Origin of the sequence: Ensifer sp., assembly GCF_035999135.1 — a bacterium.
In the GTDB taxonomy this organism is placed as follows: domain Bacteria; phylum Pseudomonadota; class Alphaproteobacteria; order Rhizobiales; family Rhizobiaceae; genus Ensifer.
In genome coordinates, this window is the sequence record NZ_DASYGZ010000007.1 from 1 (window position 1) to 11706 (window position 11706).

An 11706-nucleotide genomic window follows, 5' to 3' on the forward strand; every position below is an offset into this window, starting at 1 on the left:
TGTGCTCGGCGCCTTGCCGGACGAAGGCTACAAGCTGGACGTCGCAAAAGCCAAGGCCCTGCTCGCCGAAGCCGGCTATCCGGATGGCTTCAAGACGACGTTGCGCGTGCTTTCCGAAGATCCGTTCATGAAGGCGGCGACCGCCATCCAGAACACGCTGGCCCAAGCCGGCATCCAGGCGGAACTCATCAGCGGCTCGGGCGACCAGATCTACGGCGCGATGCGCGAGCGCAAGTTCGAGCTGCTCCTCGGGCGCGGCGGCGGCGGCCAGCAGCCGCATCCGGACAACAATCTGCGATCGATCGCCTACAACCCCGACAATTCGGATGAGGCGAAGCTGACCAACTACCAGAGCTGGCGTACCAGCTTCTTCGACGAGAAGCTGAACAAGATGATCGAGGAAGCGCTGGTCGAGCGCGACACCGCCAAGCAAGCCAAGCTCTATGAGGGCGTTCAGACCTACATGGACGATCTCGTCATGTCGATCCAGCCGTTCTCGGAGGTCATCGACACCGCGGCCTTCCGAAGTGACGTGAAAGGCATGATCGTCAGCCCCTGGCTCTCGCGTTTCGAAGGGGTGAAGAAGGAACGGTAATCCCGCCTTTTGCCTGTATCGAACCTAAGAAGGCGCGTCGCGAGACGCGCCTTCTTCCATTTGCGCAAACCCAACTGAAACGGCCAAGCGGTGAGGGAGCGCCGCCGCTACCTTCTGAAACGATCCGGAGCTACGGCGGCGAGGTCAGGGTCGCGTGCCGTAAAGTCCGGCCACGGTTTGAAGCGGCGAGCCGCGCGAGGTCGGACATGCAATTCACCGAACCCATCCCAATCAATGCGTGCTGTCGGCGCTGAAGTCCGCTGCGCCATGTCCGTGATCACCCGTGCTGCTCTTACGACAATCGCGACACTGCGCGATGGCGTGCAGCGGATCTTGGGGTCGGCGCTGCCGCCCGCATCTCTATTGGAGCGATGCGGGCGACGCCGGGTACCGAGCTTTTGCCGATGAACTCCGGTCCTCGTCCCCCTTAGCAAGACACGCTACGGCAAAGAAAAGCCCGGCACTGGGCCGGGCAAGTCGGGGGAGAATTTTGTTCACGCATCGCAGGCCGAGGAGGGTGGCCTTGCGATGGAGTTGGCTTCGGGAGCTTCAGTGCGCGCCCTCGTATGCCAGCGAGGCGCCGATCAGTTCGCGGGCATAGGGATGGGTCGCGCGGTTTCCGGGGATCGCATCGCGCGGCAGGATTTCAGTGATTTCGCCGTGGAGCATGACGGCAAAGCGGTCGCACATGTGATCGACGACGGCAAGGTCGTGCGTCACCATGATGTAGGTGAAGCCACGTTCTTCGCGCAGGCGCTGAAGCAGGTTGAGGATCTCCGCCTGCACCGAGACATCGAGCGCCGACGTCGGCTCGTCGAGCAGCAGCAGCGATGGCTCGAGGATCAATGCGCGTGCGATTGCCACGCGCTGCCTTTGGCCGCCCGAGAGCTGGTGGGGGAACCGATCGAGGAACGATACCGGCAGGCCGACATCAGTGATCGCCCTGCGCATCCGTTCTTCACGGTCGCCAAGCTTGTGAATGACGAGCGGCTCGTTGAGGACCGTGCGCACCGACTGGCGCGGATGCAGGGAGCCGTAGGGATCCTGAAAAACCATCTGCAGCGTGCGGCAGCGCTCGATGAGCGCAACGTCACGAACCGGCCTCCCGTCAATGAGGATGTTGCCGGTCCAGATGTCGGTCAGCATCGAGATGCAGCGCAGAACCGTTGATTTGCCCGAACCGCTTTCGCCAACGAGACCAAAACATTCGCCGGGCTTGACCGAGAAGGTGACGCCGGGAAGGACCTTGGCCGCCGTCGGGCCGGCGCCGAAGGTGATTGCGAGATCGCGGCATTCGACTGAAACGGACATCAGGCAATTTCCTCCAGCCATTCAGGACGGCGATCGAGCACGGCAAGCGGAGTGCGTCCGCCGCCGATCCGCGGCTGAGCCGCCAGCAAGCCGCGCGTATAGGGATGTTTCGCCTTATCGAGGTCGGCCGCCGCCAAGGTCTCGACGATGCGGCCGGCGTACATGATCAGAACACGGTCGCAGAAATTGCGCACGAGGTTCAAGTCGTGGCTGATCATGATCAGGCCGATGCCGCGATCCTTGACCAGTCGATCGAGGATGTTGAGCACCTGCAATCGCACGGTCACGTCGAGCGCCGAGGTGGGTTCATCGGCGATGACGAGGTCGGGATCGGCCAGCAGCATCATTGCGATCATCACACGTTGACCCATACCGCCTGATATTTCGTGCGGATATTGATCGTAGACGCGCTTGGGCTCGCGGATCTTGACGGCTTCGAGCATGGCCAGCGCCTTGTCGCGCGCTTCGGCCTTCGAGCATTTGAAGTGACGCAGATAGGTTTCCGCCACCTGGTCGCCGACGCGGCGGATCGGGTTCAGCGAGAACTTCGGATCCTGCAGGATCATCGACATGCGCCGGCCGCGGACCTTCAGCATCTCTTTCTCTGAAAGAGCGGGCAGATCCAGTTCGGCGAAACGAAGCCGGTCGGCGGTGATGGTGGCGCCCGGCAGAAGGCGAAGCAGCGCGCGTCCAACCGTCGACTTGCCGGAACCACTCTCACCGACGATGCCGAGGCGCTCACGCCCAAGGGTGAAGGAGACCCCGCGCACCGCGTCCGTTGCAGAACCGCCGTAGCGGATGCGCAGGTTCTCGACCTCAAGAATGGACTTTTCCATGGGGGCTATCTCCGGTTCACCTGCTTGGGATCGAGGGCATCACGCAAGCCGTCTCCGAGCAGGTTGAATGCGAGGCTGACGGACAGGATGGAAATGCCCGGGAAGGTGACGAGCCACCAGCTGTCCAGCATGTACTTGCGGCCGGTCGCAATCATCGCGCCCCATTCGGGAAGTGGAGGCTGCGCGCCGAGTCCGAGGAAGCCGAGGCCGGCGGCAGTCAGGATGACGGTCGCCATGTTCAGCGTCAGCCGGATGAGGACCGAAGGCAGGCACATCGGCATGATCGACTTGAAGATGATGCGTGTTGCCGACGCCCCCTGCAGCCGTGCGGCCGAGATGTAGTCCGCCTTGCGGAAGGTCATTGCCTCGGCGCGCGCGAGCCGCGCAATCGGCGGCCAGGAGGTGAGCGCGATCGCGATGATGGCGTTGTTGAGGCTCGGGCCGAGCGCTGCGACGAAGGCAAGCGAGAGAATGAGGCTCGGGAAGGACAGGAAAATGTCGGTGATGCGCATCATCACTGTATCGACCTTGCCGCCGAGATAACCGGCTGTCGTACCTATGACGAGGCCGATCGGGCCGACGACGATCGACACGAGGAAGATGATCGTGAGCGTGATGCGCGCGCCAAAAACCAATCGGCTGAAGATGTCGCGGCCAAGCTCGTCAGTGCCGAAGAGATGACCGTTTCCGGGTGCCTGCAAGGTCTTGGCGAGATCCTGCACATAGGGGTCATGGGTCGCGATCAGCGGCGCGAAGGCGGCCATCAGGATAAGCAGCGCCAGAACGAAAAGGCCGAAAGTCGACGTCGGGCTCTTTAACAGAAAGAGCACGATGTTCCTCAGTGCCTGAACGGGTGCCGGCAGACTGAACGTGGGTTGAACGCGTGTATTCATCAGCGTGTCCTCGGGTCGAAGATGCGGTAGAGAACGTCGGACAGAAGGTTCAGTCCGATAAAGATGACGCCGACGATCAGCACGCAGGTCATGACGGCATTCATGTCGCCGGTAATGAGATTGCTTGTGAGGTATTGGCCGAAGCCCGGCCAGGCAAAGACCGTTTCGATCAGCACCGCCCCTTCGAGCAGGGAGCCGTAGGCAAGCGCGATGATTGTGACCAGCTGGACGCGGATGTTGATGAAGGCGTGCTGCCAGATCGTCTGGCTGCGCGAGAGACCCTTAACCCGCGCCGTCGTCACATATTCCTGACCCAGTTGATCGAGCATGAAGCTGCGCGTCATGCGCGTGATGTAGGCGGAGGAGGAGTAGCCAAGCAGGGCGGCTGGCAGGATGATGTGGTTGACGGCAGACCAGAAGACATCCATCTCGCCCGCGAGAAGGCTGTCGATCAGCAGGAAGCCCGTGCGTTCCTCGACCAGCCCGATATAGAACTGGTCCATCCGCCCGCTGCCGCCGACGAGGCCGAGATGGGCGTAAAAGACGATCAGCGCGATCATGCCGGTCCAGAAGATCGGCATGGAATGGCCAAAGAGGCTGAAAACGCGCACGACATGATCCGGCCAGCGATCCTTGTTGACGGCGGCAAGCACGCCGAGCGGAACGCCGAGGCCGGCGCCGATGAGGATCGCGAAGGTGGCAAGCTCGATCGTCGCCGGCATCACGTGCAGGATGTCCTGGATCACCGGCTGGCCGGTGCGGATGGAGGTGCCGAAATTACCGGTGAAGACGTCGCCGAGGTAATAGAAGAACTGTTCCCAGAGCGGTCGGTCGAGGCCCAGTGAGCGGTAGACCTGCTCGTAGGTCTCCCGCGTCGCATCTTCTCCGACAATGGCGCGGACGGGATCAGCGGGCATCAGCCGGCCGATGAAGAAGGTCAGGAGAAGCAGGCCGAGCAGCGTGACCGCAATGGTCCCAATCTGTCCGGCCGCGCCATAGAAGCGGATGCGGCGTTGTGACATGGTTCCTCCGTGTGTCATTCGCCTGAGTGGGAGGCGGTACAGGCTCCTATCCTGTATGACAACTTGAGCAAACCTGTCACAGGCTTGTCATGCTGTCAAGCCAAACCGATCAAAGGAAGTCGTCACGACGGGGTGAAAAACAGTCGATGAGCTCGCCGGCCTCCAGGCATTGGCAGCCATGCTCCGTGTCTCCGGGGATGACGAGACTGTCGCCAGCCTGCAATTCATAGGCCTCACCGTTGCGAAAGAAGCGGAAACGACCGCGTGCCACATAGGTCGATTGCACGTGCGGATGGCGGTGCAACTTGCCCCTGGAGCCCGTTTCGAAGCGAAACGACACGACCATGAGCTCAGGGGAATCGGAAAGAACCTGGCGGGTGACGCCGGCATCCGGCGAAACGGCGGGGAATTTGGGGAGAACCATGTGAACCTCGGCGATGTTGTCTAACATCATCACCATACATGTTCTTATATTTGTATGACAACTATGTTGTCGATCTGCGGGTCAACTTTCTTCGGTCGCCATGGTGCGCGACCGAAGAAGCGCCTTGTAGCGATCCAGGCTTCCGCGAAGATGTGCACGCATCCGTTCGCGCGCGGCTTCTGCATTTCCTTCAATGATGGCATCGACGATCTGGCCGTGCTCCTCCTGAAGGTGGAGGTTATAGTCCTTCGGGCGCGAACCGGGTGCCGAGCCCTGCAGTTCACCGCGCGGGATAATGCCCGAGCGGATCAGTTGAAGAAACTCCGGGAAGCGGCGGTTCTGCGTGGCCTCCGCGATTGCGAGGTGAAGCTCGAAATCCGCGTCGCGCGTGGGTGCCCCCGATGCCAGGCATTCGCCAATATGGTGATGGGCTTCAAGGATCGCCTCGATCTGCGCCGCCGAGCGACGAGACGCCGCGAGCCCGGCCGACTCCACCTCGAAGACGGTCCTGAGTTCGAGCAGCTCGATCACCGAGGATATGCGCTGGGTCGTGAGATCCTGGAAGGGCTGGTTCTTGTCCTTCTGGGTTTCCAGGGCAAAGATGCCGGCGCCCTTTCGCGCCTCTACCAGGCCGTCTGCGCGCAGGATTGCGATCGCCTCGCGCACGACGGTGCGGCTGACAGAGTACTCCTTGGTCAGCGCGCTTTCGCTCGGAAGCCTGTCACCTGGGCGGAAAACGCCTTCCATCAGTTCGCGACGCAGTGCGGTGCTGATCTTTGCCGCCAGCGATGTCCCGCGAACCTGATTGTTTTCGGCTTCCATTTTCTCTCCGCCTGCTTCGAACCTGTCTGGCATGTTAGCCGTTATCTGTCCGAATGCAAGGGTGGGCCCGAGGCGCATCCTCAGCGTGCAGTGCGCAGCATGGAGCGGTAACGTGTCTGGCTCTTCCTGAGGTGTTCTCGCATCGCAGAGCGCGCCCCGTCCTCGTCGCCGTTCTGTATGGCAATGAGGATGGCCTCGTGCTCGTCCACAAGGCGGTCGAGTTCATGGGCGGGGAGGGCAGCTTCCCCGCCGTTTTCCACCATTGCGCGACGGGGGATGAGCGCGGGACCGAGCATCTCCAGGAACTCGCCGAAGCGAGGGTTGTTGGTTGCCTCGGCGATTGCGACGTGGAAAGCAAAATCGGCCTCGGCAGTCGGCTTTCCGGCAGCTGCACAGGTCCTGAATGCATCAAAGGCCTCGATGAGTTTGCCTTCCTGGCCCGGCGATCGGCGAAGGGCTGCAAGCGCCGCTGCATCGCCTTCGACAGCGGTTCTAAGCTCCAGCATCTCGATCAGCGATGACACCCGCGCCAGGTCGACATTGTGAAAGGGCCGCCGGTCTGGCGCTGAGCGCTCGAGGAGAAAGACGCCCGCGCCCTGCCGCGGCTCCACCAGGCCATCGGACCGCAGGGCTGCAATTGCTTCGCGTACCACCGTTCGGCTTACGCCGAATTCCTGCGTGAGTTGCGCTTCGGACGGCAAGCGGTCGCCCGGATTGTAACGGCCCTTGGCAATCTGCGAGCGAAGCGCATCCGTAACCTGCGCGACCAGCGTCTTGCCCTGCGAGGTGGAGGGATCGGGGGTGTTCATCATGCCGCGGGCCGTTTCCAATAGGTATGTTGGTCCGTTCGTGGATACGCCATCGAGGGGCGATGGCGCAATCCATCCTTAAGCCGACATCAGGTCTCGATCAGGTTTCGATCAAGTCTCGATCAAGTCTCCGGGCATCAGGTATCCGGGAAAGTTCTGATAGGAAACGGGCCGGAGGAACCGCCGGATGGCCATGGTTCCGACCGAGCTTGCGCCGAAATTGGTGGAGGCTGGGTAGGGGCCGCCGTGAACCATGGCATCGCAGACCTCGACGCCGGTCGGATATCCGTTGGCAAGGATCCGGCCCGCCTTGCGTTCAAGGATCACCATCAGCTTGCGCGCCAGATCGCGATCACCGTCATCGAGATGAAGCGTTGCAGTCAGCTGACCCTCGAAACGCTTGGCCACCGCAATCATCTCGTCGAGGCTTTCGACCGTGACGATCAGGCCGAGCGGGCCGAAGACTTCCTCTGAAAGCGCATGATTGCCGAGCCACTCCCGAGCCGGAACGAGAAAGAGATTGGGCGTTGCGTTTCTCCGATCGCAGCTTGAGCCGAGGATTTTGCGAACGCCGGCACCCGACGCGATGCGGTCACGGCCCTCGCGATAGGCGCTCGCAATGCCATCCGTGAGCATGACCTGCGGCCCGACGTCCGAAAGGGCCGCGCGCGCAGCCTCCGCGAAGCCGGAGGCTTGCTCGGCGAGGATCACCGCGATGCCCGGATTGGTGCAGAACTGACCGGCGCCCATGGTCAGTGACGCCGTCCATCCCTTGGCGATCTCCTCGCAGCGCGCCTTCACCGCCTCGGGCAGGACAAACATGGGGTTCACGGAGCCGAGTTCGCCGAAGAAGGGAATGGGTTCCGGCCGCGCCGCGCAGAGATCAAAGAGTGCGCGACCGCCGGCAAGTGAACCGGTGAAGCCGACCGCCTTGATCAGCGGGTGCGTCACGAGGCTGGTACCGACATCGCGACGCCCGCCCTGGATCAATGAAAACACCCCCGCGTGCAACCCGTGCGCCCGGACGGCAGAGAGGGCAGACTCAGCGACGATTTCGCCGGTTCCAGGGTGAGCCGAATGCCCCTTGACGACGACGGGGCAGCCTGCGGCAAGAGCGGAGGCGGTATCGCCGCCCATGGTCGAGAAGGCCAGCGGGAAATTGGAGGCCCCGAATACGGCAACGGGGCCGATCGGCCGCTGGATCAGGCGGATGTCGGGGCGGGGCAGGGGTTTGCGGTCCGGCAAGGCCTCGTCATGGCGCCTGTCGAGGTACGCACCCTTGCGAATGTGGGAGGCAAACAGCCGAAGCTGGCCGGTGGTGCGTGCACGCTCGCCTTCGAGCCGACCGGCCGGCAGTCCGGTTTCCGCGCTTCCGATCTCGGTGATCGCCGCCCCGCGTGCTTCGATTTCGTCGGCGATGGTGTCGAGGAAGGCCGCGCGCTCATCGCGGGTCGTGTAGCCAAACGACCAGAAGGCTTCTTCCGCGGCTTCGGCTGCCCTGTTGACCAATTCCGTCGTTCCAACGGAGAAATCAAAGGCCGGGCCAGACGCCGGCTCGCTCCTGAATGTCTGCCCGGTCGCGATCCATTCGCCTGCGACCAGATGTTTGCCATGTGGTTTGAAAGTCATGCGTCACTCCTTGAAGATCGGATTGTCGACATAGGCGCCGCCCTGAAAGCGTGCCGTGGATTCGTCGGGGCGAGGTTTCGTCACGGCCTGCGCAACACGCGCCCGAAAGTGGTCGGCGTTATCCCTGGGCTTCCAGCCGAGCCAACCGATATGTGCGTTATCCCACCAGCCGGCATCATTCGCCGATGCACCCCAGATCACGGGGCAGCCCAAAACCGGCACGTGGAAGACCGCCTCGACGAGCGACGCGAAGTCTCTATGCGAAAGCCAGGTTGATAACATCCGGTGGTTTGCTGGTTCCGGTGTGCAGGAGCCGATGCGCACCAGCGCCGTTTCCTGCCCGAACTTCTCGAAATACATCCGCGCAAGCGCCTCGCCGAAGCATTTTGAGACCCCGTAGAGTCCATCCGGCCGAAACGGTGCATCGGCGGCGAGGCGCTGCTCTTGCGGGTAGTAGCCGATCGTATGGTTGGAACTGGCAAAGACGATGCGCGGGCAGCCATTGGCGCGGGCAGCCTCGAAGAGATTGTAAAGACCGACGATGTTGCCGCGCAGGATCCCCTCAAACGGCCCTTCGGTCGACGCCCCGCCGAGATGGACGATGCCGTCGCAGCCGGCGACCATGGCGTTCACGGCTTCACCGTCGGCAAGATCGCATTGCACGAGCTCCTCGTGGTCAGCCGGCGTGCCAAGACCTACGCGATCTGCAAGCCGGACCGTGCCGGCAAGCACGGCGAGCTTTGTGCGCATGACTCGGCCGAGCTGGCCCGCTGCTCCAGTGATGAGAAGGCGTTTCATGACACGGCTTTTCCTTGAGATGTCGCTTTCAGAAGTTGAGGTTGGCATTTGCCTATTGACCTTGTCAGACATATCATACAACTATGCATAACACATATGATATGTTGATCGCAATTACCGAAGGAGGAGTTTATGCTGACCGTCGAAACGCGGCAGGCCGTCAATCCGGACTATGCAAGGACGCTCGACACCGAGGGTCTGCGCAGACATTTCTTGGCTCATGACATGTTTCGGGCGGGTGAGATCCGGCTGATCTACACCCACTATGATCGCTTCGTCATGGGTGGGGCCGTGCCTGACGGTAAGCCACTGACGCTCGACAAGGTCGAGGAAACCAAGACACCATCGTTTCTCGACAGGCGCGAGATGGGCGTCGTCAACGTGGGCAAAACCGGCACGGTCACGACCGAACAGGGCACCTACACCCTCAACCGCGGCGACGTTCTCTATCTCGGAATGGGTACGGGGCCTGTAACCTTCTCCGGGGAGGGGCGCTTTTACATCACGTCCTGCCCGGCCCACCGCAGCCTGCCCGCACGGCTTGTCACCATTGCCGACAGCAAGGAAGTCAAACTCGGCGCGACCGAGACCTCCAACAAGCGCACGATCAACCAGTTCATTCACCCCTTGGTTATGGAGAGTTGCCAACTCGTGCTCGGCTATACGACGCTTGAAGACGGCTCGGTGTGGAACACCATGCCTGCGCATGTCCATGATCGCCGCATGGAGGCCTATCTCTATTTCGGCATGGACGAAAAATCGCGCGTTTTGCACCTGATGGGTGAACCGCAGGAAACCCGCCATCTCTTCATTTCGAACGAAGAAGGCGCGATTTCTCCCCCCTGGTCCATTCACTCCGGGGCCGGCATCGGATCCTACACGTTCATATGGGCGATGGCGGGCGACAATGTCGATTATACCGACATGGAGTTCGTCCAACCGGGGGATCTGAAGTGACAAATCCCTTTTCCCTTCAGGGCCAAAAGGCGCTCGTGACCGGTGCAAACACCGGGCTTGGGCAGGCGATTGCCGTGGGCCTTGCCGCGGCCGGCGCCAGAGTCACCTGTGCGGCGCGCCGTGCGCCCGAGGAAACACTTGAAATCATCGCAAACGCGGGCGGGATCGCGGAACCGCTTGCCCTGGACTTTGCCGACCCGATGGCTGCGCGCGACGTCTTTGCCGGAACGGGCTACGACATTCTTGTCAACAATGCCGGGATCATTCGCCGTGCAGATGCCGTGGAGTTTTCCGAAGCAGACTGGGACGACGTCATGGACGTCAACGTCAAAGCGCTCTTCTTCACATGCCAGGCCTTCGCCAAGGAATTGCTGGCAAGGAGCCGGCCCGGAAAAATCGTCAACATCGCGTCGCTGCTTTCCTTCCAGGGCGGTATCCGCGTGCCCTCCTATACGGTGTCGAAACATGGTGTTTCGGGCTTGACCAAACTGCTCGCCAACGAATGGGCGTCCAAGGGCATCAACGTGAACGCGATCGCGCCCGGTTACATCGAGACCAACAACACCGAGGCGCTGCGCGGCGACGCTGATCGCAACCGTGCGATCCTGGATCGCATCCCCGCCAACCGCTGGGGCAAGCCTGACGACATCGCCGGCGCCGCCGTGTTCCTGTCGTCGCGTGCTGCAGACTACGTTCATGGCGCCATACTGAATGTGGACGGTGGGTGGCTGGCCCGCTGATCCCTCCGTCGGCCGTCGACTCATCATACTAGTTATATGATGAGTCGAAACGAATCCGGCCGACACCCAGACTTTTTCCCTTCTGAAAACACGTAGAGGACTAGTGAAATGACCCCAGAACAGATCAAGGCCGCGCTTGGATCGGGCCTGCTTTCCTTCCCGGTGACGCATTTCGACAAGGAGGGGCGCTTTGCGCCCGACAGTTACAAAGCCCATGTAGAATGGCTCGCCGGTTACAGGGCACCGGTACTGTTTGCCGCCGGCGGCACGGGCGAGTTCTTCTCGCTGAAGCCGGATGAAATTCCCGGCATCGTCGCCGCCGCCAAGGACGTGTCCGGCGAGACCGCGATCGTATCCGGCTGCGGCTACGGCACGGAGATCGCCATCGATATCGCCCGCTCCGTGGAGAAGGTCGGGGCAGACGGCATCCTGCTTCTGCCACACTACCTGATCGATGCGCCGCAGGAAGGGCTCTACGCCCATGTGAAGAAGATCTGCCAGTCGGTCGGCATCGGCGTCATGGTCTATAACCGCGACAATTCCGTGCTGCAGGCTGACACGCTTGCGCGGCTCTGCGACGAATGCCCGAACCTGATCGGCTTCAAGGACGGCACCGGCGATATCGGCCTGGTGCGTCAGGTCACTGCCAAGATGGGCGACCGGCTGATGTATCTCGGCGGCATGCCGACGGCGGAGCTCTTTGCCGAAGCCTATCTCGGGGCGGGCTTCACCACCTATTCCTCGGCCGTCTTCAACTTCGTGCCGGCGCTCGCCAACGAATTCTATGCAGCGCTGCGCAGTGGCGACCGCGCCACCTGCGAACGCATCCTCAACGACTTCTTCTATCCGTTCATGGCGATCCGCAACCGT

13 protein-coding genes are annotated in these 11706 nt (G+C 61.8%); 4 read left to right on the forward strand and 9 right to left on the reverse strand.

Annotated elements, in window-relative coordinates; genetic code table 11:
- The coding region (locus tag VGO12_RS00180) for an ABC transporter substrate-binding protein (RefSeq protein WP_327510735.1) at positions 1-595 on the forward strand (595 nt) is incomplete at its 5' end.
- Between the two features lie 549 nt (positions 596-1144).
- Here the strand turns inward: VGO12_RS00180 and VGO12_RS00185 are convergent.
- The 9 genes from VGO12_RS00185 to VGO12_RS00225 form a co-directional block, all read right to left on the reverse strand.
- Positions 1145-1906: an ABC transporter ATP-binding protein gene (locus VGO12_RS00185; protein WP_327510736.1), complete on the reverse strand. Its 762-nt coding sequence runs from the start codon at positions 1904-1906 to the stop codon at positions 1145-1147.
- Positions 1906-2742: an ABC transporter ATP-binding protein gene (locus VGO12_RS00190; RefSeq protein WP_327510737.1), complete on the reverse strand. Its 837-nt coding sequence runs from the start codon at positions 2740-2742 to the stop codon at positions 1906-1908. Before VGO12_RS00190 ends, VGO12_RS00185 begins: the two co-directional genes overlap by 1 nt.
- Before the next feature lie 5 nt (positions 2743-2747).
- Positions 2748-3635, reverse strand: coding sequence for an ABC transporter permease (locus tag VGO12_RS00195; protein WP_327510738.1), 888 nt, complete (start codon positions 3633-3635; stop codon positions 2748-2750).
- Entirely contained in the window at positions 3635-4657 is a 1023-nt protein-coding gene (locus VGO12_RS00200; RefSeq protein ID WP_327510739.1) for an ABC transporter permease, read from the reverse strand. Before VGO12_RS00200 ends, VGO12_RS00195 begins: the two co-directional genes overlap by 1 nt.
- 109 nt (positions 4658-4766) lie before the next feature.
- Positions 4767-5108, reverse strand: coding sequence for a cupin domain-containing protein (locus VGO12_RS00205; protein WP_414650649.1), 342 nt, complete (start codon positions 5106-5108; stop codon positions 4767-4769).
- Between the two features lie 54 nt (positions 5109-5162).
- A complete protein-coding gene (locus tag VGO12_RS00210) occupies positions 5163-5903 on the reverse strand; it encodes a FadR/GntR family transcriptional regulator (protein ID WP_327510741.1) in 741 nt (246 codons plus the stop codon).
- An 80-nt stretch (positions 5904-5983) separates the two neighbouring features.
- Entirely contained in the window at positions 5984-6712 is a 729-nt protein-coding gene (locus VGO12_RS00215) for a FadR/GntR family transcriptional regulator (protein ID WP_414650650.1), read from the reverse strand.
- Positions 6713-6823: 111 nt separating this feature from the next.
- Positions 6824-8341, reverse strand: a complete 1518-nt coding sequence (locus tag VGO12_RS00220; protein WP_327510743.1) for an aldehyde dehydrogenase (NADP(+)) — start codon at positions 8339-8341, stop codon at positions 6824-6826.
- Between the two features lie 3 nt (positions 8342-8344).
- Positions 8345-9139 (reverse strand): NAD(P)-dependent oxidoreductase, encoded by a 795-nt coding sequence (locus VGO12_RS00225; RefSeq protein WP_327510744.1) that lies wholly within the window; start codon positions 9137-9139, stop codon positions 8345-8347.
- Positions 9140-9271: 132 nt separating this feature from the next.
- On the opposite strand from VGO12_RS00225, the gene kduI reads away from it, so the two are divergent.
- The 3 genes from kduI to VGO12_RS00240 all read left to right on the forward strand — a co-directional run.
- Positions 9272-10096, forward strand: coding sequence for a 5-dehydro-4-deoxy-D-glucuronate isomerase (gene kduI, locus VGO12_RS00230; RefSeq protein WP_327510745.1), 825 nt, complete (start codon positions 9272-9274; stop codon positions 10094-10096).
- Positions 10093-10836, forward strand: coding sequence for a 2-dehydro-3-deoxy-D-gluconate 5-dehydrogenase KduD (gene kduD / locus VGO12_RS00235; protein ID WP_327510746.1), 744 nt, complete (start codon positions 10093-10095; stop codon positions 10834-10836). The genes kduI and kduD overlap by 4 nt, the downstream gene beginning before the upstream one ends.
- A 108-nt stretch (positions 10837-10944) precedes the next feature.
- Positions 10945-11706, forward strand: a 762-nt coding sequence (locus VGO12_RS00240; protein WP_327510747.1) for a 5-dehydro-4-deoxyglucarate dehydratase, incomplete at its 3' end; no start/stop codon positions are given.

Coding starts and splice junctions, on each gene's coding strand:
- VGO12_RS00185 (WP_327510736.1), bottom strand. CDS start 1,906: ATGTCCGTTTCAGTCGAATGCCGCGATCTCGCAATCACCTTCGGCGCC.
- VGO12_RS00190 (WP_327510737.1), bottom strand. CDS start 2,742: ATGGAAAAGTCCATTCTTGAGGTCGAGAACCTGCGCATCCGCTACGGC.
- VGO12_RS00205 (WP_414650649.1), bottom strand. CDS start 5,108: ATGTTAGACAACATCGCCGAGGTTCACATGGTTCTCCCCAAATTCCCC.
- VGO12_RS00215 (WP_414650650.1), bottom strand. CDS start 6,712: ATGAACACCCCCGATCCCTCCACCTCGCAGGGCAAGACGCTGGTCGCG.
- VGO12_RS00200 (WP_327510739.1), bottom strand. CDS start 4,657: ATGTCACAACGCCGCATCCGCTTCTATGGCGCGGCCGGACAGATTGGG.
- kduI (WP_327510745.1), top strand. CDS start 9,272: ATGCTGACCGTCGAAACGCGGCAGGCCGTCAATCCGGACTATGCAAGG.
- VGO12_RS00225 (WP_327510744.1), bottom strand. CDS start 9,139: ATGAAACGCCTTCTCATCACTGGAGCAGCGGGCCAGCTCGGCCGAGTC.
- VGO12_RS00195 (WP_327510738.1), bottom strand. CDS start 3,635: ATGAATACACGCGTTCAACCCACGTTCAGTCTGCCGGCACCCGTTCAG.
- VGO12_RS00210 (WP_327510741.1), bottom strand. CDS start 5,903: ATGGAAGCCGAAAACAATCAGGTTCGCGGGACATCGCTGGCGGCAAAG.
- VGO12_RS00220 (WP_327510743.1), bottom strand. CDS start 8,341: ATGACTTTCAAACCACATGGCAAACATCTGGTCGCAGGCGAATGGATC.